Source organism: Mycolicibacterium moriokaense (assembly GCF_010726085.1).
Taxonomy (GTDB): Bacteria; Actinomycetota; Actinomycetes; order Mycobacteriales; family Mycobacteriaceae; genus Mycobacterium; species Mycobacterium moriokaense.
Genome location: NZ_AP022560.1, coordinates 454,637 through 479,716 on the forward strand (window position 1 = coordinate 454,637; position 25,080 = coordinate 479,716).

Annotated in this window: 25 protein-coding genes and 2 tRNA genes; 16 read left to right on the forward strand and 11 right to left on the reverse strand. The window is 66.3% G+C overall.

The genetic code is table 11. The features are described from left to right. The first annotated feature begins 61 nt into the window (after nucleotides 1–61). From sigM to G6N43_RS02115, 5 genes are all read left to right on the forward strand, one after another. Nucleotides 62–670 carry an RNA polymerase sigma factor SigM gene (gene sigM / locus G6N43_RS02095; protein ID WP_083151640.1) on the forward strand — a complete coding sequence of 203 codons (609 nt, stop codon included), beginning with the start codon at nucleotides 62–64 and terminating at the stop codon, nucleotides 668–670. Between the two features lie 40 nt (nucleotides 671–710). Beyond that, nucleotides 711–1,334: an RsmA family anti-sigma factor gene (locus G6N43_RS02100; RefSeq protein ID WP_083151638.1), complete on the forward strand. Its 624-nt coding sequence runs from the start codon at nucleotides 711–713 to the stop codon at nucleotides 1,332–1,334. Nucleotides 1,335–1,423: 89 nt separating this feature from the next. Next, entirely contained in the window at nucleotides 1,424–2,398 is a 975-nt protein-coding gene (gene trxB / locus G6N43_RS02105; RefSeq protein ID WP_083151636.1) for a thioredoxin-disulfide reductase, read from the forward strand. 11 nt (nucleotides 2,399–2,409) lie between these two features. Next, nucleotides 2,410–2,742, forward strand: a complete 333-nt coding sequence (gene trxA, locus G6N43_RS02110; RefSeq protein ID WP_083151634.1) for a thioredoxin — start codon at nucleotides 2,410–2,412, stop codon at nucleotides 2,740–2,742. A 135-nt stretch (nucleotides 2,743–2,877) separates the two neighbouring features. Further along, a complete protein-coding gene (locus G6N43_RS02115) occupies nucleotides 2,878–4,074 on the forward strand; it encodes an N-acetylmuramoyl-L-alanine amidase (protein ID WP_083151632.1) in 1,197 nt (398 codons plus the stop codon). A 12-nt stretch (nucleotides 4,075–4,086) separates the two neighbouring features. Here the strand turns inward: G6N43_RS02115 and G6N43_RS02120 are convergent, their stop codons facing one another. The 9 genes from G6N43_RS02120 to rpmH form a co-directional block, all read right to left on the reverse strand. Continuing rightward, nucleotides 4,087–4,839, reverse strand: a complete 753-nt coding sequence (locus G6N43_RS02120) for an acetyltransferase (RefSeq protein WP_083152002.1) — start codon at nucleotides 4,837–4,839, stop codon at nucleotides 4,087–4,089. Nucleotides 4,840–5,057: 218 nt separating this feature from the next. Continuing rightward, complete coding sequence (locus tag G6N43_RS02125; RefSeq protein ID WP_083151630.1) at nucleotides 5,058–6,020, reverse strand: ParB/RepB/Spo0J family partition protein; 963 nt, start codon at nucleotides 6,018–6,020, stop codon at nucleotides 5,058–5,060. 42 nt (nucleotides 6,021–6,062) lie between these two features. Next, the gene (locus tag G6N43_RS02130) at nucleotides 6,063–7,064 is read right to left on the reverse strand and encodes a ParA family protein (protein ID WP_083151628.1); all 1,002 of its coding nucleotides are present in this window, start codon (nucleotides 7,062–7,064) and stop codon (nucleotides 6,063–6,065) included. Continuing rightward, nucleotides 7,061–7,750, reverse strand: a complete 690-nt coding sequence (rsmG, locus tag G6N43_RS02135) for a 16S rRNA (guanine(527)-N(7))-methyltransferase RsmG (RefSeq protein ID WP_083151625.1) — start codon at nucleotides 7,748–7,750, stop codon at nucleotides 7,061–7,063. The genes G6N43_RS02130 and rsmG overlap by 4 nt, the downstream gene beginning before the upstream one ends. A gap of 68 nt (nucleotides 7,751–7,818) precedes the next feature. Continuing rightward, a complete protein-coding gene (locus G6N43_RS02140) occupies nucleotides 7,819–8,394 on the reverse strand; it encodes a Jag family protein (RefSeq protein ID WP_083151622.1) in 576 nt (191 codons plus the stop codon). A gap of 104 nt (nucleotides 8,395–8,498) precedes the next feature. Further along, a complete protein-coding gene (yidC, locus tag G6N43_RS02145) occupies nucleotides 8,499–9,608 on the reverse strand; it encodes a membrane protein insertase YidC (RefSeq protein ID WP_083151619.1) in 1,110 nt (369 codons plus the stop codon). Beyond that, nucleotides 9,601–9,954, reverse strand: coding sequence for a membrane protein insertion efficiency factor YidD (gene yidD, locus G6N43_RS02150; RefSeq protein WP_083151616.1), 354 nt, complete (start codon nucleotides 9,952–9,954; stop codon nucleotides 9,601–9,603). Before yidD ends, yidC begins: the two co-directional genes overlap by 8 nt. Further along, nucleotides 9,951–10,316 carry a ribonuclease P protein component gene (gene rnpA / locus G6N43_RS02155; protein WP_083151613.1) on the reverse strand — a complete coding sequence of 122 codons (366 nt, stop codon included), beginning with the start codon at nucleotides 10,314–10,316 and terminating at the stop codon, nucleotides 9,951–9,953. The genes yidD and rnpA overlap by 4 nt, the downstream gene beginning before the upstream one ends. A gap of 19 nt (nucleotides 10,317–10,335) precedes the next feature. Further along, the gene (gene rpmH, locus G6N43_RS02160; protein ID WP_083151611.1) at nucleotides 10,336–10,479 is read right to left on the reverse strand and encodes a 50S ribosomal protein L34; all 144 of its coding nucleotides are present in this window, start codon (nucleotides 10,477–10,479) and stop codon (nucleotides 10,336–10,338) included. A 572-nt stretch (nucleotides 10,480–11,051) separates the two neighbouring features. On the opposite strand from rpmH, the gene dnaA reads away from it, so the two are divergent. From dnaA to G6N43_RS02210, 10 genes are all read left to right on the forward strand, one after another. Next, nucleotides 11,052–12,566, forward strand: coding sequence for a chromosomal replication initiator protein DnaA (dnaA, locus tag G6N43_RS02165; RefSeq protein ID WP_083151609.1), 1,515 nt, complete (start codon nucleotides 11,052–11,054; stop codon nucleotides 12,564–12,566). Nucleotides 12,567–13,141: 575 nt separating this feature from the next. After that, a complete protein-coding gene (gene dnaN, locus G6N43_RS02170; RefSeq protein ID WP_179967955.1) occupies nucleotides 13,142–14,335 on the forward strand; it encodes a DNA polymerase III subunit beta in 1,194 nt (397 codons plus the stop codon). 29 nt (nucleotides 14,336–14,364) lie between these two features. Beyond that, nucleotides 14,365–15,258 carry a phosphogluconate dehydrogenase (NAD(+)-dependent, decarboxylating) gene (gene gnd / locus G6N43_RS02175; protein ID WP_083151605.1) on the forward strand — a complete coding sequence of 298 codons (894 nt, stop codon included), beginning with the start codon at nucleotides 14,365–14,367 and terminating at the stop codon, nucleotides 15,256–15,258. Then, nucleotides 15,259–16,446, forward strand: coding sequence for a DNA replication/repair protein RecF (gene recF / locus G6N43_RS02180; RefSeq protein WP_083151603.1), 1,188 nt, complete (start codon nucleotides 15,259–15,261; stop codon nucleotides 16,444–16,446). Continuing rightward, nucleotides 16,443–16,991 (forward strand): DUF721 family protein, encoded by a 549-nt coding sequence (locus G6N43_RS02185; RefSeq protein WP_083151600.1) that lies wholly within the window; start codon nucleotides 16,443–16,445, stop codon nucleotides 16,989–16,991. The genes recF and G6N43_RS02185 overlap by 4 nt, the downstream gene beginning before the upstream one ends. Nucleotides 16,992–17,223: 232 nt before the next feature. Next, on the forward strand, nucleotides 17,224–19,251 hold the full coding sequence (gyrB, locus tag G6N43_RS02190) for a DNA topoisomerase (ATP-hydrolyzing) subunit B (RefSeq protein WP_083151597.1): 2,028 nt from the start codon (nucleotides 17,224–17,226) through the stop codon (nucleotides 19,249–19,251). A gap of 32 nt (nucleotides 19,252–19,283) precedes the next feature. After that, on the forward strand, nucleotides 19,284–21,791 hold the full coding sequence (gene gyrA / locus G6N43_RS02195; RefSeq protein WP_083151594.1) for a DNA gyrase subunit A: 2,508 nt from the start codon (nucleotides 19,284–19,286) through the stop codon (nucleotides 21,789–21,791). 42 nt (nucleotides 21,792–21,833) lie between these two features. Next, nucleotides 21,834–22,847: a DUF3566 domain-containing protein gene (locus G6N43_RS02200; RefSeq protein ID WP_083151591.1), complete on the forward strand. Its 1,014-nt coding sequence runs from the start codon at nucleotides 21,834–21,836 to the stop codon at nucleotides 22,845–22,847. A gap of 166 nt (nucleotides 22,848–23,013) precedes the next feature. After that, nucleotides 23,014–23,087, forward strand: a tRNA-Ile gene (locus tag G6N43_RS02205). A 143-nt stretch (nucleotides 23,088–23,230) separates the two neighbouring features. Further along, a tRNA-Ala gene (locus G6N43_RS02210) sits at nucleotides 23,231–23,303 on the forward strand. 10 nt (nucleotides 23,304–23,313) lie between these two features. Here the strand turns inward: G6N43_RS02210 and G6N43_RS02215 are convergent. Next, nucleotides 23,314–24,099, reverse strand: coding sequence for a sigma 54 modulation/S30EA ribosomal C-terminal domain-containing protein (locus G6N43_RS02215; protein WP_083151589.1), 786 nt, complete (start codon nucleotides 24,097–24,099; stop codon nucleotides 23,314–23,316). A 165-nt stretch (nucleotides 24,100–24,264) separates the two neighbouring features. Here G6N43_RS02215 and G6N43_RS02220 point away from each other — a divergent pair, with 165 nt between their 5' ends. Continuing rightward, complete coding sequence (locus G6N43_RS02220) at nucleotides 24,265–24,618, forward strand: VOC family protein (RefSeq protein ID WP_083151586.1); 354 nt, start codon at nucleotides 24,265–24,267, stop codon at nucleotides 24,616–24,618. A gap of 5 nt (nucleotides 24,619–24,623) precedes the next feature. Here G6N43_RS02220 and cwsA read toward each other — a convergent pair whose 3' ends face one another. Continuing rightward, nucleotides 24,624–25,064 carry a cell wall synthesis protein CwsA gene (cwsA, locus tag G6N43_RS02225; RefSeq protein ID WP_083151584.1) on the reverse strand — a complete coding sequence of 147 codons (441 nt, stop codon included), beginning with the start codon at nucleotides 25,062–25,064 and terminating at the stop codon, nucleotides 24,624–24,626. Nucleotides 25,065–25,080 lie beyond the last annotated feature (16 nt).

Consider the following 25,080-nt stretch of genomic DNA (forward strand, 5'->3'; position numbering starts at 1 on the left):
CTATCCCCAGCCCGGCAAAGATGTGTCGGAGGGGTCCTGCCGCGCCGTTTAGTGTTCGGCTGTGGGGACGTTCGGGGAGATCTCGGCAGACGGCGCAGGCGATCGAACCGATGCGGAGTTGCTCGCCGCGCACGTCGCCGGTGAGCGGTACGCCTTCGAAGAACTGTTCCGGCGGCACGACCGGCAGCTGTACCGGCTCGCCCTGCTCACCAGCCGCAACCCCGACGACGCAGCCGACGCGCTGCAGGACGCGATGCTGTCGGCGCACCGCACCGCTCCCGCGTTCCGCAACGACGCCGCCGTCAGCAGCTGGCTCTATCGCATCGTCGTCAACGCCTGCCTGGACCGGCTGCGTCGCAACAAATCCCGGCCCACCACCGAGCTGCTGGACGACAGCTGCCACAGCGGGGACCCGATGCCGCATGTGGACACCGCGATCGTGGTCGAACGTGCCCTGATGCGCCTGCCCGTCGAGCAGCGCGCCGCCGTGGTCGCCGTCGACATGCAGGGCTACTCGGTGCTCGAGACGGCGCGCATGCTCGGCGTCGCCGAGGGAACCGTGAAGAGCCGCTGCTCCCGCGCCCGCCGCAAGCTCGCCGAGACGCTGCAGTACTTCGCGTTGGCAGACGGGGGAACCGCACAGGTGTCGCCACCGTCTAATCCCCCGTGATGGAGACTGGCTGACGTCAGGGCAACCGGCGGGAGCGGCGATGGAGAACGGCACCGGGGACGACCTCGACCCTGCCGTGGTCGAGCGCGTCCGGCGCGACCTTGCCGAGCTGGCATCGGACCGCGCCTCCGCGCCCGCGGTACCGGACGTCACCGCGCGGGTGGTCGGCGCGCTGCGGGCCGAATCGGACCCGGCGGCTCACGCGCTGCGCCGGCCGCCACTGCCGCGGCTACACCGTCTCGGGCTGGTCGTCGGCGTCGGCGCCGCTCTCGCAGCGGTCATCGTGGGCACCTCGATGCTGACCCGCGATCCCGCCCCCAGATATCCGGCAGGTCCGACGGCCTCGCAGATCACGGTCAGCCGGCCCGCCACCACCATCCCCCTGCCGGATCCGGAGATCGTCGGGCTGCTGGCACAACCCCCCGACTTCGGCCCGCTCACCGACCGCGCGCGCCGCGAGTCCTGCCTCGGCGGCCTCGGCTACGCGCCGGGCACGCAGGTGCTGGGCGCCCGGCCCCTCGACATGCGCGGCAAGTCCGCGGTGCTGATGCTGCTTCCCCCCGACGGCCCCGAGACCGAGACGGTGGTGGCCGTAGTCGTGGAAGCGGAATGCAATGGCGCCCACACCGGCCTGTTGGCCGAGGCGGTCGTCACGCGCACGTAATCTGTCCATCAGGCCTGGCGGGAACACCCCGGCTTAGGCTGGTGTTACACCCGTGCCGACCAAAATCGGCAGAAAGGCGCAGAGCGCTCATGACCTCCTCCCCCACGGTTCATGACCTGATCATCATCGGATCCGGACCAGCGGGTTACACCGCGGCGATCTACGCGGCGCGCGCCCAGCTGACGCCGCTGGTGTTCGAGGGCGTTCAGTTCGGTGGCGCGCTGATGACCACCACCGAGGTGGAGAACTACCCGGGCTTCCGCGACGGCATCACGGGTCCCGAACTGATGGACCAGATGCGCGAGCAGGCGCTGCGGTTCGGCGCCGACCTGCGGATGGAGGATGTCGACGCAGTCGACCTGACCGGCCCGATCAAGAAGGTCACCGTGGGTGACGAGACGTATCAGGCCCGCGCCGTCATCCTCGCGATGGGCGCAGCCGCCCGGCACCTCGGTGTGCCCGGTGAAGAAGCCCTGATCGGCATGGGTGTCAGCACCTGCGCCACCTGCGACGGCTTCTTCTTCCGCGACGAGGACATCGTCGTGGTCGGCGGCGGCGACTCCGCGATGGAGGAAGCCATCTTCCTGACCCGCTTCGCCCGCAGCGTGACGGTCGTGCACCGGCGCGAGGAGTTCCGGGCGTCGCGCATCATGCTGGAGCGCGCCCGGGCCAACGAGAAGATCACCTTCCTGCTCAATACGCAGGTCACGGCCATCGAGGGCGACCCCAAGGTCAGCGGCGTGCGGCTGCGCAACACCGTCACCGGCGAGGAGTCCAAGCTCGACGTGACCGGCGTGTTCGTCGCCATCGGCCACGATCCCCGCTCGGAGCTGGTCCGCGGCCAGGTCGAGCTCGACGAGGACGGCTATGTGAAGGTCGGCCACCACAGCACCGCCACCTCCGTCGAGGGCGTCTTCGCGGCGGGCGACCTCGTCGACCACATCTACCGGCAAGCCATCACCGCGGCGGGCACCGGCTGTTCCGCGTCGATCGATGCCGAACGCTGGTTGGCCGAAATCGGTTCTGCCCCAAGCGATGAAGAGACTTCCACCCCTGTCCGATAGGAGTTAGAGCCATGACTGGAACCTCAGCGACGGTCACCGTCACCGACGATTCGTTCTCCAGCGACGTGCTGTCGAGCAGCACCCCCGTGCTGGTGGACTTCTGGGCCACCTGGTGCGGCCCGTGCAAGATGGTCGCCCCCGTTCTCGAGGAGATCGCCGGCGAGAAGGCGGGTCTGCTGACCATTGCCAAAATCGACGTCGACGAGAACCCGGCGACCGCCCGCGACTTCCAGGTGGTGTCGATTCCCACGATGATCCTGTTCAAGGACGGTGCCCCGGTGAAGCGCATCGTCGGTGCAAAAGGCAAGGCCGCTTTGCTGCGCGAACTCGCTGACGTGGTGTAACGCCGGAATTAGGCCGGTCGGAAACCCGCCTGGCGTTTTCTCGAATCCCAGACGCGTCTGAGACAATGGTGTCTAGCTCTGCTACGCCTTGTCGGCGCCCTGCGACCGCCGGCATCCGTGACCGAAAGGCCGCCTATGTCGAGTCTGCGTCGCGGTGACCGCGGGAGCGCGGTCACCGAGATCCGGGCTGCTCTGACGTCCTTGGGCATGGTCGACAACCCGGACGACGACATCACGACCGGCAAGCACGTCGCGCTCGACGTGTTCGACGAGGAGCTGGATCGTGCGGTGCGCGCATTTCAGCAGCATCGCGGGCTGCTGGTCGACGGAATCGTCGGCGAAGCCACCTACCGCGCGCTGAAAGAGGCGTCTTACCGTCTCGGCGCGCGCACCCTCCATCATCAGTTCGGCGCGCCGATGTTCGGCGACGACGTGGCCACACTGCAGGCCCGCCTGCAGGATCTCGGCTTCTACACCGACATGGTCGACGGACACTTCGGCCTGCACACCCACAACGCGCTGATGTCTTATCAGCGGGAGTACGGGCTGTATCCGGACGGCATCTGCGGCCCGGAAACGTTGCGCTCCTTGTACTTTCTGGGTTCGCGCGTCACCGGTGGGTCGCCGCACGCCATTCGTGAGGAGGAGCTGGTGCGCAGCTCCGGACCGCGGCTGTCGGGTAAGCGGATCATCATCGATCCGGGCCGCGGCGGTGACGACCACGGTCTGATCATGCAGAGCCCCGACGGCCCGATCAGCGAAGCAGACATCTTGTGGGACTTGGCAAGTCGGCTCGAGGGCCGGATGACGGCCATCGGTATGGAGACGTTCCTGTCGCGGCCGGCGAACCGCTCACCGTCGGACGCCGCGCGCGCCGCAACCGCCAACTCGGTGGGTGCCGACCTGATGATCAGCCTGCGCTGCGCGACGCAGCCCAGCCCCGCCGCCAACGGCGTCGCCTCATTCCACTTCGGCAACTCGCACGGCTCGGTGTCAACCATCGGACGCAACCTCGCCGACTTCATTCAACGAGAAGTGGTGGCGCGCACTGGATTACGCGACTGTCGCACGCATGGGCGGACGTGGGATCTGCTGCGGCTCACCCGCATGCCCACGGTGCAGGTCGACGTCGGATACATCACGAACCCCCGTGACCGCTCGCTGTTGGTGGCCAGCCAGACCCGCGACTCGATCGCCGAAGGCATTCTGGCCGCCGTCAAGCGGCTGTATCTGCTCGGCAAGAACGACCGGCCCACGGGCACATTCACTTTCGCCGAACTCCTGGCGCACGAACTTTCCGTCGAGCAGGCCGGGCGCGTCAGCCCCAGCTGAACCGGCCGTTTCCTAGCAGGGGTTGGCGCCCGCACCCACCGGCTGCTGCAGCTGTGCACTTTCGAGCAGGCGTTCCAGCGCCGCCTCGACATCGGCCTTCCAGCCCAGTCCCTGCTCCAATTCCAGCCGTAGCCGCGGGAAATACGGGTGCGGCGAGACCACCACGAACCCGGAGTCCTGCAACAGGTCGGCGCTCAGCACGCACTGATCGACCGAGCAGTCCCCGAGCACCTCGACGATCGGGCGCAACACCGGCGAGACGACCTTCGGGTCGGACAGCTCGGCCACGTCCGCGGTATGGCCGAATGCCTCGAGGGCGCGCACGCCACGGCGCACGAGGTCACCCACGACGGCTGAGATCAGGCTGCGCGGTAACCCGTCGGCGTCATCGCACGGCTCCACCCCCAGCGTGGTGAGCAGCACCGCGTCGGCGCTAACCGGACCCGACGGGAAAAGCCGGGCCCGCGGGACCGCGCGCGGCGGCGCATAGAACGCGTAGCCCAGGCACGGCTCGTCTCCCGTCAGCGCGGGGTCGTCATCCATCGACTCGGGGCACTGCACCGCCATCTGACCGCAGGCACCCCATTCGAGCATGACCATCGACAGCCAGGCTTCCTTCTCGAATTCGGGGTCCCACAGCTGGCTGCCGCTCGATTGGGTGGACGGCAGGGTCGACGGATCCACCTCCCAGAACACGCATCGGCGGGCGTGCTTGGGCAGCTGCTCGAACGCTTCGAGCCGCAGGGGCGTGATACGTGACGGCACTAGCTTCTCCGGGTTCCGCACGGTGCTTTTGCGCACGGCTGCCACTCCAGGATAGAAGGGCGCGGCGCAGATGGCCCAAAATCGCCGTCGTCATCCTTCCCGAACGACGGTGATGCCGAAAGTCGTTGGTGCGCACGGTGTTTCCGTGCAGAGCCGACCTCCACGGGCCCCCTCTCCAGGGTATGTGTCACAGTGACGTAATTACCGCGGGTGGACGGTCAGCGCTCGGACGGGCTCATCAGCTCGACAATGCGCTGTAGGTCGTCCACCGACCCGAACTCGACCACGATCTTGCCCTTGCGTTTGCCGAGGGCGACGGTGACGCGGGTGTCGAATGCCGTCGACAGCCGCTCAGCAACATCCTGGAGTCCAGGCATCTGGATCGGCTTGCGCCGCGGCGCCGAGGGGGTCGCCGTTTCGGCACGGTTTGCCAACGTGACGGCCTCCTCGGTGGCGCGCACCGACAGACCCTCGGCCACGATGCGCGCGGCGAGCTCCTCCTGCTTCTCCGGACCGCCCTCGAGGGAGAGCAGCGCGCGGGCATGGCCGGCGGACAGCACGCCGGCGGCCACCCGCCGCTGTACGGCGATCGGCAGCCTGAGCAAGCGGATCATGTTCGTGATGAGCGGTCGCGACCGTCCGATGCGGGCGGCCAGTTCATCGTGGGTGACCCCGAACTCGTCGAGCAGCTGTTGGTAGGCAGCGGCCTCTTCCAACGGGTTCAGCTGCACACGATGGATGTTCTCGAGCAGCGCGTCGCGCAGCATGTTGTCGTCGCCGGTCTCACGGACGATCGCCGGGATGGTCGCCAGCCCGGCCTGCTGTGCGGCCCGCCACCGCCGCTCCCCCATCACGAGCTGATACCGCTGCGTCGACTCGCCGGGGACAGCGCGCACGACGATCGGCTGCATCAGCCCGAACTCCTTGATGGAGTGCACGAGTTCTGCGAGTGCCTCTTCGTCGAAGACCTGGCGCGGCTGCTTCGGGTTGGGGTCGATCGCGGCCGGATCGATTTCGCGGTAGACGGCGCCCGACACATTGACCGGTCCACCGATCACGACGTCGGCGGCCGCGTCACCCATCCGGCCGAGCGACGACTGCTCGCCGTCGGAGGGTCCGGTGGGAATGAGCGACGCCAGGCCCCGGCCGAGACCGCTGCGCTTGTTCTTGGGCTGAGTCATTACGCTCTCCTCATTTAGATCCGGCGCTCATACACCCACTGCTCATCGCCGCTCCGCGATCTCGCGGCTGGCGTCCAAATAGCTCATCGCACCCCGCGAACCGGGGTCGTAGTCGAGGATCGTCATGCCGTAGCCGGGCGCCTCGGACACCTTGACGCTGCGCGGGATCACGGTGCGCAACACCTTGTCGCCGAAGTGGGCGCGCACATCATCGGCCACCTGATCGGCGAGCTTCGTGCGCCCGTCGTACATCGTGAGGATCACGGTCGAGACGTTGAGCTCCGGATTGAGGTGCGCCTTGACCATCTCGATATTGCGGAGCAACTGGCCGACGCCTTCGAGGGCGTAGTACTCGCACTGGATCGGGATCAGCACCTCCGGCGCCGCCACGAGCGCGTTGATCGTGAGCAGTCCCAGCGACGGCGGGCAGTCGATGAACACGTAGTCGAAGTCGTGATTCTTCAGCCCGGCGAGGGCGGTCCGCAGACGGCCTTCCCGCGCCACCATGCTGACCAACTCGATCTCCGCGCCGGCCAGGTCGATGGTCGCCGGCACGCAGTAGAGGCGCTCGCTGTGCGGGCTGCGCTGCATCGCCGTCTCGAGCGGGATCTCCCCGATCAACACCTCATAGGAAGAAGGTGTCCCCTCCCGATGCTCGACACCGAGTGCGGTGCTGGCGTTGCCCTGCGGATCCAGATCGATCACCAGAACCTGCAACCCCTGCAGCGCCAGGGCGGCCGCGATGTTGACCGCGGTCGTCGTCTTGCCCACGCCGCCCTTCTGATTGGCGATCGTGAAGACGCGTTGCTTCTCCGGGCGCGGCAGCCCGCTCTTGGACGCGGCGTGCAGCAGTCGGACCGCGCGCTCCGCTTCCGCGCCGATGGGGGTGTCGACGGCGGGTGCCTCGGGCCACACCTCGGCGGGCACCTCCACCGAGGGGACGCCGCCGTCCCACGTTTCACGTGAAACATTCGGCGCAGTTGTTTCACGTGAAACATCGCCACGCACCGCTCCCGGATCGGCCGGTTCCGGCGCGCGACTCATCGCCGCGTCCCGGCCGTCGGCCGATGCTCGTCCGGACTCCGCCGACGCGCCGCGACGACGGTCGCGGGTGGATCCAAGAAATCCGCGCAGCATTTCCTCACCCTCACATCGACAGCCCCGAGCGACGTCATTACACGCCGATGCTCGCGGGCTTCTTCTTCCGCACGCTCCCCCTTGATGGCCAACATCTCGCCACCCGGTCGCAACAGCGGCAGGCTCCACTTCGTGATCTTGTCCAGGGACGCGACCGCCCTCGAGACCACCGCGTCCATCTCCCCCACCTGTTGCCGCACCGTCCGTTCCTCCGCCCTGCCGCGCACGACCGTCACGTCGATCTCGAGCTCGTCGATGACCTCGTGCAGAAAATCGCTGCGGCGCAGCAGGGGTTCGATCAGCGTCACCCGGAGGTCCGGGCGCGCCAACGCCAACGGTATCCCGGGCAGCCCGGCGCCACTACCGATGTCGGCAACCCGGGCGTCGGCCGGGACCAGTTCGGCGATCGCAGCGCTATTCAATAGGTGGCGATCCCACAACCGGTCGACCTCCCTGGGACCGATCAGCCCCCGCTCCACTCCGGCGCCGGCAAGGATCTCGGCGTAGCGCCGCGCAGTCGGCAGGGCGGATCCGAACAAGATGTCTGCGGCTTTCGGCGCCGTCGACACCTCGTCATGTTTCACGTGAAACATCCTCCGGATCTTCGCGGGACCGTCGCGTCGAACTACACCCGAACTACACGGATGTAACTCTGGCGCGCTCAGTCGATCAGGACGACAACGCGGCGCGACGGCTCGACGCCCTCGCTCTCGCTGTGCACACCATCCACTGCCGCGACCGCGTCGTGCACGATCTTGCGCTCGAACGGGGTCATCGGGGGCAGCTCTTCGCGCTCGCCCGTGGCCAGGACCCGCCGCGCGACCTTGTCACCCAGCGCGGCCAACTCGTCGCGGCGACGGCGGCGCCAGCGTGCAATGTCGAGCATCAGACGACTGCGCTCGCCGGTCTTCTGGTGGACCGCCAACCGCGTCAACTCCTGCAGGGCGTCGAGCGTCTCGCCCTTGCGGCCGACCAACTTGTTGAGGTCGGCGCCGCCGTCGATGCTGACGACCGCACGGTCGCCTTCGACGTCCAGATCGATGTCGCCGTCGAAATCCAGGAGATCGAGCAACTCCTCGAGGTAGTCACCGGCGATCTCGCCCTCGGCCACCAACCGCTCTTCCAGATCGTCCCCCCCCGATGCGGCGGCGGTGTTCTCTTCGGCCCCCTCTTCGACCCTCTCTTCGGCGGCCTCTACCAATTCCTCGCTGCGTTCGGTCGTTTCAGCGTCAGTCATTTATGTGTCTCTCCCTGTCCTCCGGTGTCACACCGGTCGTCTTCGGGTTGTCCTGTCGCCCTTCGGCCGCGGACGTCTACGCCGCGGTGCCTACTGAGGGCCGGTCAACGTTTCCGTTTCTTGGGCCGTGCGCCCGGCCGCGGCGTCGCACCCGGCCGCGGGCTTCGGCTGCCGGTACCCGACGCCGTCTTGCCCGGGCTCCCCCCGGTCGCCTTGGCGGGGGTCGATCCGTTATCCGACGACGATGCCTCGACGTCGGCGCCGTCGCTCGTCGTGATCTCTGTCGGCTCCGCGGCCGCCTTCGGTTGCTTCTTCGGCTTCGCCCCGGGCGGCGGCGCGTTCTGGGCGCGACGTTCCTTCGCCTCGAGCTTCTTCGCCTCTTCTTCCTTCGCGATCATCCCGAACACGTAGTGCTGCTGTCCGAAGGTCCAGACGTTGTTGGACAGCCAGTAGATGATGATGGCCAGCGGAAGGAATGGCCCGCCGACGACCACGCCGAGCGGGAAGACGTACAGCGCAAGCTTGTTCATCATCGCCGTCTGCGGGTTCGCCGCCGCTTCCGGGCTCTGCCGCGCGACCGACGCCCGGCTGTTGAAGTATGTGGCGATGCCCGCCAGGAGCATCAGCGGCACCCCGACGCCGACGACCGCCCACCGGTTGAATTCCGTGAACGCCTCGAGGCCGTGCTGCTGGATCATCGTCGCGCCCAGCGGCGCGCCGAACAGGTTCGCGTCCAGGAAGTGGCCGACGTCCTCGGCGCTGAACACGTAGTTCCCGAGCGACCGGTTCTCCGCCACCGACAGCCCCAGGCGCCCGATGCCGGTCTGGGTCCGGTTGAAGGACATCAGCACGTGATAGAGGCCAAGGAAGACCGGCACCTGCGCCAGCATCGGCAGGCAGCCGAGGATCGGGTTGAACCCGTGCTCGCGCTGCAGCTTCTGCATTTCCATCGCCATCCGCTGGCGGTCCTTGCCGTACTTCTTCTGCAGCGCCTTGATCTGTGGCTGCAGCTCCTGCATCTGCCGCGTGGTGCGGATCTGCTTGACGAACGGCTTGTAGAGAATCGCGCGCAAGGTGAAGACGAGGAACATCACCGCCAGCGCCCAGGCGAAGAAGTTGGTCGGGCCGAGCACAAAGCTGAAGGCCTTGTACCAAACCCACATGATCGCCGACACCGGGTAGTAGATGATGTCCAGGCTGAACCAATTAAACACGCGTCTCGCTCTCTGCTCGCGATGTCCGGGTACCCGGCACATCGTCGGCTGCATCCGGACCTACCCGGTGCTCGTCTGCGTCACCGCACGATTCATGTGAACCGCCGCGGCGCTCCGGTATCGGGTCCCATCCTCCCCTATGCCACGGCCCGCATTTCAGCAGCCGCACCATCGCCAGCCATCCACCCTTCACGACGCCGTACTCCGTCAACGCGTCGACCGCGTACTGGCTACAGGTCGGCATGAAACGACACGTCGCCGGCCGCAGTGGAGAAATCATGTGCCGGTACAGCTGAATGACATAGATCAGCGCTCGAGCAGCGGACGACCCGATCGACCGCCTCACCGTGGCGCTCCCGAGGAACCCGCCTTCACCAGCGTGCGGCGCAACGCGGTCCGCAACTCTTGTTCGAGTCGTGCCGAGATGGCGTACCGGCTGCCCGGCAACGCCCGAATGACCACCCGGTCCGTCGGCTGAAGTTCGTCGATGACCGTACGCGCGACGTGGCGCAGCCGTCGGGCCACGCGGTGCCGTTGTACCGCGCTCCCAACGGATTTGGAGACGACGAGTCCGATCCGCGGGCCTTCGTCGTCCGCCGCGTTGCGCAATGTGTGCACGACGAGATCGGGCTGCACCGTGCGCACCCCTTGGCTGACCGTGGCACCGAACTCGGACGACCGCGTCATCCGGTACCGCGCCGGAAGCACTGCTAGACCCTGTGTGGGATCACGCAGTCAGCTTGCGGCGACCCTTGGAACGCCGGCTCGACACGATCGCCCGGCCTGCCCGGGTCCGCATCCGCAGCCGGAATCCGTGCACACGCGCGCGGCGCCGGTTGTTCGGCTGAAAAGTCCGCTTGCCCTTGGCCACGGCTGTCTCTCCTCGTTTCCGTCTGGCACCCACGGCCCACACCAGTGCACAGTCATGCCGGTGGGACGCGGTTGCCGTTGGTAAGCTCGTCCGTCTTGCTTAGCCGGCGCGGTCCCCACAAAATCCGTGGGTCGCAGCCGTGCCGCCACGTTCGGGCGACTGTTCGAGGGTACTGACGAGATTTCCCTAGGTCAAACCGCGATCAGGCCCGCCTCAACCGACCCCCGGATCGTCACATTCGCCACAGCTGCCACCGTGTTTTGGCGGGGCCAAAGTAACCCTTAGATCAATGTTGCAGAACGGTTGGCACTCGCGAAGAAAACTGTTAGCTTCTGCCAATGTCGTTTCGATAACGAAACGGCGACAGACAACGAAGCGGAGATGCCCACCAAGTCGCGAGCCCACAGACCGGCAGCACCCCCTGTGACGAGCCCCGGCCAGCGGAATCTCAGCCCGTAGACAACCGAACGACGACGACTGTCAGATCTCCACAACCTGTGGATAACTATGTGGACAGTTCGTCATCGTCACTTTGGCCTTCCCTGAAATGGCCGGCAAGGGGGTACGCGTCATTGACAGCTGACCCCGATCCACCTTTCGTAGCCATCTGGAACACGGTCGTAGCCGAACTCAACGGTGACATCGAAGCGGTCGGAGTGGCGAACGGTGACGCCGGCACGGTGCTCACGCCGCAGCAAAGGGCGTGGCTGAAGCTGGTCAAACCTCTGGTCATCACGGAGGGCTTTGCCCTGTTGTCCGTTCCCACCCCGTTCGTCCAGAACGAGATCGAACGCCACCTGCGTGAGCCGATCATCAACGCGCTCAGCCGTCAGCTCGGTCAGCGCGTGGAACTCGGCGTTCGTATCGCCGCACCCGAAACCAACGAACCCGACGACGGGGGACTCAACGGATACGGCGCTGCCCCGACAGTCGCCGAGGCCGACGACATCGACGACGACATCGACGAGGACCAGGCCGCGCTCGCCAGCGCGGAGGAGAGTTGGCCCACCTACTTCTCCCGCCGCGCGCAGAGCGATGTCGCCGACGAGTCGACCGCAGTCAACCTGAATCGCAGGTACACCTTCGACACCTTCGTCATCGGTGCCTCCAACCGGTTCGCGCACGCCGCGTCGCTCGCGATCGCCGAGGCGCCTGCCCGGGCTTACAACCCGCTCTTCATCTGGGGTGAATCCGGCCTCGGTAAGACTCACCTGCTTCACGCGGCAGGCAACTACGCCCAGCGCCTCTTCCCCGGGATGCGGGTCAAGTACGTCTCCACCGAGGAATTCACGAACGACTTCATCAACTCCCTGCGCGATGACCGCAAGGCGTCGTTCAAGCGCAGTTACCGCGACATCGACGTTCTGCTGGTCGATGACATCCAGTTCATCGAGGGCAAGGAAGGTATCCAGGAGGAGTTCTTCCATACCTTCAACACGCTGCACAACGCGAACAAGCAGATCGTCATCTCCTCGGACCGGCCACCGAAACAGCTGGCGACACTCGAGGACCGGCTTCGCACTCGATTCGAGTGGGGTCTGATCACCGATGTTCAGCCGCCCGAGCTCGAGACCCGCATCGCTATCCTGCGCAAGAAGGCGCAGATGGATCGCCTCGATGTGCCCGGTGACGTTCTCGAACTCATCGCGAGCAGCATCGAACGCAACATCCGCGAACTCGAGGGCGCACTGATTCGTGTGACCGCGTTCGCCTCGCTGAACAAGACGTCGATCGACAAGTCGCTCGCCGAGATCGTGCTGCGCGATCTCATCTCCGACGCGACCACCATGCAGATCAGCACCGCGGCGATCATGGCGGCGACGGCCGAGTACTTCGAGACCACCGTCGAGGAACTGCGGGGCCCCGGTAAGACACGCGCCCTCGCACAGTCCCGCCAAATCGCGATGTACCTGTGCCGCGAACTCACCGATCTGTCGTTGCCCAAGATCGGCCAGGCATTCGGTCGCGACCACACCACGGTCATGTATGCCGAGAAGAAGATCCGCGGCGAGATGGCTGAACGCCGCGAGGTCTTCGATCACGTCAAGGAACTCACGACGCGAATCCGGCAGCGCGCCAAGCGCTGAGCTTCGTCCGTCCACGCCCCCAAACCCGTTCCGCGGCGCCGAAACAAGGCCAACCGCGCCCAGAAATCACGCTGCACGAAAAAATCTTCAAAAAACTTGCGTCCCGCCGGCATCAGTTGTCACACGTCGCCCTTGTGCACATTCATGTGGACAACTTGGGATCAACCGTCGAATGACTCGCCGCTTGTTTCACAACCGCCGGCATCTCCACAGCAGCCCGATGACTACCCCGACTCCATCCACAGGAACTACACAGGGCCGTACAGTCGGCATCCAGGGAAGACACCGATTCATCCACAGTCTCCACAGGCCCTAATACTGTTGCTCGTATATCTCCCTAGAAACTTCTTCGAAGAAGCCCGCTGGGGAACACCCAAAAACGTGCTCGCCGAGCCCGCTCGACCACCCGAATGTCGGCGTGATCGATTAGCTTTCAACTTGGGGCCGAAAGCTCTACGGTGGTTCAGCGACAGCCGTTTACGGTCGTCACGACGCATCGGTCGAAGACGTGTTGAGACACCAGGAAACCGCTGCTTAGCGCTTATTGTGAGTTTGATCGAAGGGACTGTATGGACGTGGCGACCACAACCGTTGGTGTCACCGATTTGAAGTTCCGTCTGGTGCGCGAAGACTTCGCCGATGCCGTGGCCTGGGTGGCGCGCAACCTGCCGAACCGGCCGACCGTTCCGGTCCTGGCGGGTGTGCTTCTCACCGGCTCCGAGGACGGGTTGACCATCTCCGGGTTCGACTACGAAGTGTCGGCCGAGGTGCAGGTGGCAGCCGAAATAGCTTCTCCTGGAAGCGTTTTGGTATCCGGACGACTGCTCTCGGATATCACCAGAGCGTTGCCGGCCAAGCCGATCGACGTCAGCGTGGAGGGCACCCGGGTGTCGTTGACCTGCGGTAGCGCCAGGTTCTCGTTGCCGACCATGGCGGTTGAGGATTACCCGACGTTGCCTGCCCTACCTGACGAGACAGGTGTCGTTTCGGCTGAACTGTTCGCCGAAGCCATCGGCCAGGTGGCGGTGGCGGCCGGCCGCGACGACACACTGCCGATGCTGACCGGTATCCGCGTCGAGATTTCCGGTGAGAACGTGATTTTGGCGGCGACCGATCGGTTCCGGCTTGCGGTTCGGGAGTTGACATGGTCGACCGCATCGGCGGACACGGAGGCCGCGGTGTTGGTTCCCGCCAAGACGCTGGCCGAAGCCGCCAAGGCCGGCATCGACGGATCCGAGGTCCACCTGGCGTTGGGCTCTGGTGCCGATGTCGGAAAGGAAGGGTTGCTCGGTATCCGCAGCAACGGGAAGCGCAGCACCACCCGACTGCTTGACGCGGAGTTCCCGAAGTTCCGTCAGCTCTTGCCGACGGAACACACGGCGATCGCGACCATAGGCGTGGCCGAGCTCACCGAGGCGATCAAACGCGTCGCGCTGGTCGCCGACCGTGGCGCGCAGGTTCGCATGGAATTCGCCGACGACGTCCTGCGGCTGTCTGCGGGTGCGGATGACGTCGGGCGCGCGGAAGAAGATCTGCCGGTCACCTTCGCAGGTGAGCCGCTGACCATCGCATTCAACCCGACGTATCTCACGGACGGGTTGGGGTCGCTGCACTCCGAGCGCGTGACATTCGGGTTCACGACACCCAGTCGGCCAGCGGTGTTGCGGCCGGCGACCGACGGTGATGGGAATGTCGGCGCGACGGGACCCTTCCCGGCGGCGCAGAGCGATTACGTCTATCTGTTGATGCCGGTGCGGCTTCCTGGCTGACCGGCCTGAACGCCACGACGGGGGCGCACATGCAATTGGGTCTGGTCGGTCTGGGCAAGATGGGTTTCAACATGCGCCAGCGCTTGCGCGAGGGCGGGCACGAAGTCATCGGCTACGACCCGAGACCGGAAGTTTCCGACGTCCCGACGCTGGCGGCGCTCGCCGAGGCACTCGACGCTCCCCGTGCGGTGTGGGTGATGGTGCCGTCGGGCCACATCACCGATGAGACCATCACCTCACTGGCGGAGGTGCTCAGCCCCGGTGACCTGGTGATCGACGGCGGCAACTCCCGCTACACCGAGGACGCTCCGCACGCAAAACTCTTGGGAGACAAGGGTATTGCCTTTATTGACGCCGGCGTGTCGGGCGGTATCTGGGGGCTGACCGAAGGCTACGGCCTGATGGTGGGTGGCAGCAAAGAAGACGTCGACCGGGTCATGCCGATCTTCGACACATTGCGTCCCCCCGGCGAGTTGGCGGACGGATTCGTCCACGCCGGACCCGTCGGCGCCGGCCATTACGCGAAGATGGTCCACAACGGCATCGAGTACGGCCTGATGATGGCCTATGCGGAGGGGTATGAACTGCTGGCGGCCGAGGATCTGATCGAGGACACCCAGGCCGTCATCCAGGCGTGGACCAACGGGACCGTGGTGAGGTCCTGGCTGCAGCAGCTGCTGGCCAAGGCGCTCAAGGAAGACCCGGAATTCCACGACATCACCGGCTATACCGAAGACTCCGGCGAGGGCCGCTGGACCGTGGAGGAGGCGATCAACCACCGTGTTCCCATGCCGGTGATCGCGGCGTCGCTGTTCGCGAGATTTGCGTCGCGCCAAGAGGACTCGCCCACGATGAAGGCGGTGTCGGCGTTGCGGAACCAGTTCGGCGGCCACGCCGTGACAAGGATAAGCGAGTCCGGATAGTTGTACATCAGGAACCTTGCACTGACCGACTTCCGGTCCTGGGCACGGGTCGAGATCGACCTGGCACCGGGCCGCACCGTATTCGTCGCCCCGAACGGCTTCGGTAAGACGAATATCGTTGAGGCGCTGTGGTATTCGTCAACGCTGGGTTCACACCGAGTCGGGACGGACGCACCGCTCATCCGGGCCGGCGCCCAGCGCGCGGTCGTCTCGACCATCGTGGTGAACGATGGGCGGGAACTCGCGGTCGACCTGGAGATCAATGCTGGGCGTGCCAACAAGGCCAGGTTGAACCGCTCCCCCGTCCGCAGTGCGCGCGAAATCCTAGGCGCGCTGCGGGCGGTGCTGTTCGCACCGGAGGACCTCGCCCTGGTACGGGGCGATCCCAGCGAACGGCGCAGATACCTCGACGAACTGGCGACCACCAGACGGCCGCAGGTGGCGGCCATCCGGGCCGACTACGAGAAGGTGCTGAAACAGCGCACCGCATTGTTGAAGAGCGCCGCCGGCGCGAGATACCGCGGTGATCGCAGCATGCTCGACACCCTCGATGTGTGGGACGGTCATCTCGCCGCGCACGGTTCGCGGCTGATCGCGGCGCGGGTCGGCCTGGTCAACCAGTTGGCACCGGAGGTGGAGAAGGCTTATCAACTGCTGGCGCCTGCCTCGCGTCCGGCCGCTATCCGGTACCGCAGCGGTGTCGAGCTGGTCGAAAGCGAGGCCGCCGCAGGAACCGGGAACGCAGAGCTGTTCGAGGCGGCGTTGTTGGATGCTCTCGCGCGCCGCCGGGACGCCGAACTCGAACGCGGCGTCTGCCTGGTGGGCCCGCACCGGGACGATCTGGAGTTGCGGCTCGGCGATCAGGTCGCGAAAGGCTTTGCAAGCCATGGTGAATCGTGGTCGATGGCGTTGGCGCTGCGGTTGGCAGCCTACGAACTCCTGCGCGCCGAGGGCGGCGACCCCGTGCTCCTGCTCGACGACGTGTTCGCCGAACTCGACAGCGCCCGCAGGCAGGCGCTGGCCAATGTCGCAGCATCGGCCGAACAGGTGCTGGTCACCGCCGCGGTGCACGAGGACATCCCGCAGGATTGGGACGCGGACAAGATCGAGATCACCATGACTGACGACGACACGGGCCGGATTTCCCAGGTACAAGCGAGAACTCGAGCGAACGAGGATCGGCAATGAGTACCGATGACATGGAACCCCCGGCACACCTGGCGCATCTAAAGGGTATGGATCTGGTGCGGCGCACCCTGGAAGAGGCGCGCGGCGCGGCCCGCAGTCAAGGGAAGGACGTGGGCCGCGGACGCAGCTCCCGGCCACGTAAAGTCGCCGGCACCAGTCGGCGCCGCTGGTCGGGGCCCGGCCCCGACTCGCGGGACCCGCAGCTGCTCGCTTCGGTCGCCCGGGACCTCGCCCGCAGCCGCGGTTGGTCCGACCGGGTGGCAGAGGGGTCGGTATTCGGACGGTGGAACGCGGTGGTCGGCGAACAGATCGCAGCCCACGCGACCCCGACCGGATTGCAGGACGGGGTGCTCACGGTTTCGGCGGAGTCGACGGCCTGGGCCACCCAGTTGCGGATGGTGCAGGCGCAACTTTTGGCCAAGATCGCCGCAGCCGTCGGCGACGGGGTGGTGAAGTCCCTGAAAATCGTCGGACCGGTCGCCCCGTCGTGGCGCAAAGGCCGGTATCACATCGCCGGCCGGGGCCCCCGCGACACGTATGGTTGACGGCCGGTTTCCGCTGTTGGCTGAGAGCCGCGAGAACGCCGCGGGGGGCTTTCTCAAGCGTCTTGACGCACCTTCGATCGAAAAATTCCATTTACGGCGCAAATAGGTGAGTAGAAACGCTGCCTCAGAGTCGGTGCTGACGGTACCTAACGGTAGACTGTTTTCATGACTTGCCGGCGGTGACAGATAACCGCCTGAGCCCCACCCCCAAAGAGAGTAGGGAAGCCTCCGCGTGGCTGCTGCGAAGAAGAAAGCCCAGGAACAATACGGTGCCGATTCGATCAAGGTCCTTGAAGGTCTCGAAGCCGTCCGCAAACGACCCGGTATGTACATCGGGTCCACCGGTGAACGAGGGCTGCACCACCTGATCTGGGAGGTCGTGGACAACGCGGTCGACGAGGCGATGGCCGGCTACGCCACCGAGGTCGCGGTCCGGCTCCTCGACGACGGGGGCGTGGAGGTCACCGACAACGGCCGCGGCATCCCGGTGGCCATGCACTCGACCGGCATCCCCACCGTCGACGTCGTGATGACGGTGCTGCACGCAGGCGGCAAGTTCGAAGAGGGCGCCTACAGCGTCTCCGGCGGCCTGCACGGCGTGGGCGTCTCGGTGGTCAACGCGCTGTCCACTCGGCTGGAAGCCGACATCTGCACCGATGGCTACGAGTGGTTCCAGACCTACGACAACTCCATCCCCGGAACCCTCAAGCAGGGCGAGAAGACGAAGAAGACCGGCACCACCATCAGGTTCTGGGCTGATCCCAACGTCTTCGAGACCACCAACTACGACTTCGAGACGGTCGCGCGTCGTCTGCAGGAGATGGCCTTCCTCAACAAGGGCCTGACCATCACGCTGTCCGACGAGCGGGTCACCGCAGACGAGGTCACCGACGAGGTCGTCAGCGACACCGCCGAGGCCCCGAAGTCGGCCGAGGAGAAGGCCGCCGAAGCGGCGGGGCCGCACAAGGTGAAGCACCGCACCTTCCACTACCCCGGTGGCCTGGTCGACTTCGTCAAACACATCAACCGGACGAAATCGCCCATCCACCAAAGCATCGTCGACTTCTCGGGCAAGGGTGAAGGTCACGAGGTCGAGATCGCGCTGCAGTGGAACGCTGGCTATTCGGAGTCGGTGCACACCTTCGCGAACACGATCAACACGCATGAGGGCGGCACCCATGAGGAGGGCTTCCGCGCGGCGCTGACCTCCGTGGTGAACAAGTACGCCAAGGACAAGAAGCTGCTCAAGGACAAGGACCCGAACCTCACCGGTGACGACATCCGCGAGGGCCTGGCCGCGGTGATCTCGGTAAAGGTCGCCGAACCGCAGTTCGAGGGTCAGACCAAGACGAAACTGGGCAACACCGAGGTGAAGTCGTTCGTGCAGAAGATCTGCAACGAGCAGCTGAGCCACTGGTTTGAGGCCAACCCGGCCGAGGCGAAAACCGTTGTGAACAAGGCAGTTTCGTCCGCGCAGGCGCGCATCGCCGCCCGCAAGGCCCGCGAACTGGTGCGCCGCAAGAGCGCCACGGACATCGGCGGGCTGCCCGGCAAGCTGGCGGACTGCCGCTCCACCGATCCGCGCAAGTCGGAACTGTATGTGGTGGAGGGTGATTCGGCAGGCGGCTCGGCCAAGAGCGGTCGCGACTCGATGTTCCAGGCAATCCTGCCGTTGCGAGGCAAGATCATCAACGTTGAGAAGGCCCGCATCGACCGCGTCCTGAAGAACACCGAGGTCCAGGCCATCATCACCGCGCTCGGTACGGGCATTCACGACGAATTCGACATCTCCAAGCTGCGCTATCACAAGATCGTGCTGATGGCCGACGCCGACGTCGACGGCCAGCACATCTCGACGCTACTGCTGACGCTGCTGTTCCGGTTCATGAAGCCGCTGATCGAGAACGGCCACGTGTTCCTCGCGCAGCCGCCGCTGTACAAGCTCAAGTGGCAGCGCGCGGAGCCGGAGTTCGCCTACTCCGACCGGGAACGCGACGGGTTGCTCGAAGCCGGCCGTAAGGCAGGAAAGAAGATCAACGTCGACGACGGCATCCAGCGCTACAAGGGTCTGGGCGAGATGGACGCCAAGGAACTGTGGGAAACCACCATGGATCCGTCGGTGCGGGTGCTGCGCCAGGTCACCCTGGACGACGCGGCAGCCGCCGACGAACTGTTCTCCATTCTCATGGGCGAGGACGTCGAGGCGCGCCGCAGCTTCATCACGCGCAACGCGAAAGACGTTCGTTTCCTTGATGTTTGATTCGCATAGTGACGATTTAAGGCTGAAAACACATGACTGATACCACGTTGCCCCCGGGCGGCGGCGACGCCGATCGCATCGAGCCTGTCGATATTCAGCAGGAGATGCAGCGCAGCTACATCGATTACGCGATGAGCGTCATCGTCGGCCGCGCGCTGCCGGAGGTGCGCGACGGCCTCAAGCCGGTGCACCGCCGCGTGCTGTACGCCATGTACGACTCGGGCTTCCGGCCCGACCGCGGGCACGCGAAGTCGGCGCGCTCGGTCGCCGAGACCATGGGCAACTACCACCCGCACGGCGACTCGTCGATCTACGACACCCTGGTCCGGATGGCCCAGCCGTGGTCGCTGCGCTACCCGTTGGTCGACGGTCAGGGCAACTTCGGTTCGCCCGGCAACGATCCGCCAGCGGCCATGCGGTACACGGAGGCCCGCCTCACTCCGCTGGCGATGGAGATGCTGCGTGAAATCGACGAGGAGACAGTCGATTTCATCCCCAACTACGACGGGCGTGTGCAGGAGCCGACGGTTCTGCCGAGCCGGTTCCCCAACCTGCTCGCCAACGGCTCGGGTGGCATCGCCGTCGGCATGGCCACCAACATGCCGCCGCACAATCTTCGCGAGCTTGGCGAGGCCGTCTTCTGGTGCCTGGAGAACCACGACGCCGATGAAGAGGCGACGCTGGCCGCGGTCTGCGAACGGGTCAAGGGCCCGGACTTCCCGACCGCCGGCCTGATCGTCGGCTCGCAGGGCATCACCGACACCTACACCACCGGGCGCGGGTCGATCCGGATGCGCGGCGTCTGCGAGATCGAAGAGGACAGCCGCGGCCGCACCGGCATCGTGATCACCGAGTTGCCGTATCAGGTCAACCACGACAACTTCATCACCTCGATCGCCGAGCAGGTCCGCGACGGCAAGCTGGCCGGCATCTCGAACATCGAGGACCAGTCCAGTGACCGGGTCGGGTTGCGCATCGTCGTCGAGCTCAAGCGCGACGCCGTCGCCAAGGTGGTGCTGAACAACCTCTACAAGCACACCCAGCTGCAGACCAGCTTCGGCGCCAACATGCTGGCCATCGTCGACGGCGTGCCGCGCACACTGCGGCTCGACCAGCTGATCCGCCACTACGTCAACCACCAGTTGGACGTCATCGTCCGGCGGACCACCTACCGGTTGCGCAAGGCCAACGAACGGGCCCACATCCTGCGCGGTCTGGTCAAGGCGCTCGACGCCCTCGACGAGGTGATCGCCCTGATCCGGGCGTCGGAGACCGTCGACGTCGCCCGGGCCGGCCTGATCGAGTTGCTCGACATCGACGAGATCCAGGCCCAGGCCATCCTCGACATGCAGCTGCGCCGGCTGGCCGCCCTGGAACGTCAGAAGATCATCGACGACCTCGCCAAGATCGAGGCCGAGATCGCCGACCTCGAGGACATCCTGGCCAAGCCGGAGCGCCAGCGCGCCATCGTGCGTGACGAGCTCAAGGAGATCGTCGACAAGTACGGCGACGACCGCCGGACCCGGATCGTCGCCGCGGACGGCGACGTCTCCGATGAGGACCTGATCGCGCGCGAAGAGGTCGTCGTCACGATCACCGAGACCGGGTACGCCAAGCGGACCAAGTCCGATCTCTACCGCAGCCAGAAGCGTGGCGGTAAGGGTGTGCAGGGCGCGGGCCTGAAGCAGGACGACATCGTCAACCACTTCTTCGTCTGCTCCACCCATGACTGGATCCTGTTCTTCACCTCGCAGGGCCGGGTCTATCGGGCCAAGGCGTACGACCTGCCCGAGGCGTCGCGGACGGCGCGCGGCCAGCACGTCGCCAACCTGCTGGCCTTCCAGCCGGAGGAGCGCATCGCACAGGTCATCCAGCTGAAGAGCTATGAGGATGCGCCGTATCTGGTGCTGGCCACCCGCAACGGTCTGGTCAAGAAGTCGAAGCTCACCGACTTCGACTCGAACCGCTCCGGCGGCATCGTCGCGGTGAATCTGCGTGACGGTGACGAGTTGGTCGGTGCGGTGCTCTGCTCGGCGGAGGACGACCTGCTGCTGGTGTCCGCCAAGGGCCAGTCGATCCGCTTCTCAGCAACCGATGAGGCGCTGCGTCCGATGGGCCGCGCCACCTCCGGTGTGCAGGGCATGCGGTTCAACGCGGACGACCGGTTGTTGTCGCTGAACGTGGTGCGCCCGGACACGTATCTGCTGGTCGCGACGGCCGGCGGCTACGCCAAGCGGACCGCGATCGACGAGTACCCGGTTCAGGGCCGCGGCGGCAAAGGGGTGTTGACGGTTCAGTTCGACAAGCGGCGTGGCAGTCTTGTCGGAGCGTTGATCGTCGATGACGACACGGAGCTGTACGCCATCACCTCAGGTGGAGGTGTCATCCGGACCGCGGCTCGCCAGGTGCGCAAGGCCGGGCGGCAGACCAAGGGTGTTCGGTTGATGAACCTGGGAGAGGGCGACACACTGGTTGCCATCGCGCGCAACGCCGAGGAAGGCGACAGCACCGACGAGGTCAACACCGACGTCGGCGAGTAGCCCCGTCAAGTGTGACCAGTAGTGACCAGTTAGGAGCCGTAGGTGAGCTCACCGAACGAGCCCGGGTATCCGCGCGCGGCCGAGGGAGGCGCCAACGGCTCCGGTTCGGGTCCCGCTCCAGAGGGCGGCTCCCCGAGCGGTGCTGCCCCGGCGCGCGGTCCGCAGCCCAGCGGACCGGGCCCCGAGCGCATCGCTGACCCCGCCGACGTCCCGCCGTGGCAGCGGGGCCGCGCGCCGAAGCCCGCGAATCGGGGACCGGAAGGTCCCGCCCGGCCGGAGACGCCGCGGCGCGGGAACGGCGGTCCGACGGCCCACTCCCCCGGGATGGACGCTCGGCTCAACCGGTTCTTGAGTGGCGGCACGGCGCAGGAGCAGGACGCCGCCGGGAGGGCGGATCCGCCCGAATCGCCGCGGCCGGAAGGGCCCGCGAGGCCGGAGGGTCCACGAGGCGACCAGCCCCCGCGGCCTGAACCGCCCGCGCGTGCGGAGCAGCCCGCTCGGCCTGAACCACCCACACGCGCCGAGCCGCGTCCGGAGACACCAGCGCGGCCCGAGTACGCCAGCGAGATCCCCGACCTGTCCGGTCCGCCGCGCACGCCGGCGCGCAAGCCGACGGAACGCTCGGGACAGGAGCCGGCGGGCCGTCCCGGCGGGCCAGGGGGCCGGCTGCAGGTGGGCACCCGTCACCAAGGGCCTGTTCGCGCCAGCATGCAGATCCGACGGGTGGACCCGTGGAGCGTGCTGAAGGTCTCGGCGGTGTTGTCCGTCGCGTTGTTCTTCGTCTGGATGATCGCCGTCGCATTCCTGTACCTGGTGCTCGGTGGTATGGGCGTCTGGAGCAAGCTCAACAGCAACGTCGGCGACCTGCTGACCAGCGCCAGCGGTACGTCCGGTGGTGAGCTGGTGTCCAGCGGAACGATATTCGGCGGCGCGGCGCTGATCGGCTTGGTCAACATCGTGCTGCTGACGGCGATGGCGACCGTCGGCGCGTTCATCTACAACCTCACGACCGACATCGTCGGCGGCGTCGAGGTCACACTGGCCGACCGCGACTGATTCACTCTGCGCTCACGGCTGCGAAAGTCGCGGGCTTGACGCCGTGAGCGCAGAGTCAACGGTCCGACGCGGTGACGGTGCTCACCCCAGGCTCACCCGCACATCCGCGGTTTGGGCGGGAGCTTACGATTGCGGTAGTCTCGTCGCTCGGCCGTACCGGCAGAACGGGGCTATAGCTCAGGCGGTTAGAGCGCTTCGCTGATAACGAAGAGGTCGGAGGTTCGAGTCCTCCTAGCCCCACGGAAAGGTTCACACCATGAGGGTTGTGGTGCTGCTCGCCACGGCGGTCGCGGCGATTGTCGCCGTGACGCTCTGGCGGTCTCGGCACGGAGTCGAGGTGTGGCACGCGGCGGCCGACGTGCCGGCCTGAATCATCCCGTCGAGGGGCCTTAGCTCAGTTGGTAGAGCGCTGCCTTTGCAAGGCAGAAGTCAGGGGTTCGAATCCCCTAGGCTCCACTCAATCCAGTCATTCGCTGCTGGCCGGGACGATCAACCCGAGGCCGCCGTCGTAGCGCGGATACAGCAACCCGCCCCGCCCGGTGCCGGGGTCTGTGTAGAACAAGAAATGCAGATTCTGCTCACGCATCCGATCCTCGGCCTCTGCGTCGGTGAGCGTCGGGACCGGATGGGAGTTGACGACCAGCGGAACGGGCGGGGTTGCGGCCGCGGGTGACCACGACCATCCGGGCGGATACATCTGGTGCTGACGGGCCAGCCGGAGGCCGGACGGTCCGGCGCGATACACCACCGCGTCCTCCCCGGCCTCGAAGTCGGAGAACAGATACACGTCGTAGTCCATCGCGTCCATCACCGCCACCGCCTCGAGCGGTGTAATCCCCTGCAGGACAAAGCTTTTGCGGCGGACCAGTTGCGCATCGTCGCCGGCGGCGAGCAGACGGCGGGAGAGGTCGGGCCACGGCCGGGGCCGCCACGGGCCCCACACCCGCACGATCTGTCGGTCCAGTCGGGACAGCGCCGTCGGCAGGTCACCCAGTCCTGCGGTGAGGACCTGTATTCGGGTCGGGACGCCGCGCACGGACAGGTTCACCTGCACTAGCTGCTGCGTGCCACCGGTGGTGGTCACCCGCACCCTTGCGCCCCCGGTGATGCCGCGATGCTGCAGCACGCGGCCCACAGCACGCGCGATGTAGTAGGCGTCGCTCGCGCGCAGTGAGCCGTCGGAATGCACCGAGATGTCGGGAAACTCCGGCGCGCATGGGGATTCGACCTCGGGCACGAGGCGGTCAACCATCGTTCTCTCCATGTTCTCAAACCCCCGAACTGCGACGACTGTAAGAAGGGTTACCGCGTCGCGGGGCACAGGAAAAGGGCCGAAAGGCCCTACACGGACCCTGGAGCCCCAGCAAGAGTTGGACCAGAATCGTTGCGAAAAGCGATCTGGCAACAGGAGGCTCGATTGAGCGACTACGAAGTGAAGATGATTGTGCTGTCGACCGACAACCTGGATGAGTCGATCCAGTTCTACAGCGAGACCCTCGGGATGCCACTGAAGTTCCGCGACGGTACCCATTTCGCAGCCCTCGACGGCGGACCCGTCACGCTCGCCCTGGCGACCGCGGTGGACCACCCCATCCACGGTCAGGTGGTGGTCGGCATCAAGACCGCGGACGTCGACGCCGCGGCGAAAGCCATAGAGGCCAGCGGCGGCGGCATCGTGAAGGGTCCGTATGACGACGCACACGAACGTCGCGCCGTGGTCTACGACAACAAGGGCAACGGGCTGGTCTTCTACAGCCCGCTGAAGCGTTAAGCCCTTCAGGGCTTGGGCGAAACCTCGACACTGGGCGGCAGCGGCGACGGGTCCGGCTGCGTCGAACGGCGCACGATCGTGAACGCCACCGCTCCCCCGGCCAGCACCACGAGGCCGGCCGCGGCCAGCAGCAGCGGCCGCTTGCGCCGCCGCGTGCGCGCCTTCTGCAGCGCCTGCGGCAGGTTCGAAACGACCTCCTGCGCGGCCGCCAACTCCTGCGCGATGGTTTCCTGCGCGGCCGCTAACTCCTGGCTCAGTTGACTCTTCAGCCGGCTGCGACGGTACAGGTCGCCGAGCCACGCCGCCGAGGACTGCGCCCCGTCGAGGCTGAGGCCCACCGCGCCGCGCGTGACGTCGACCGGACCGACAGCCGAATATTTGAGGCCTCGGGACAGGCGCTGCCCGGGGGTCAATCGGGTCTCGGTCTTCGACGTCTTCGACGGCATAGTGCACCTCTCTCGC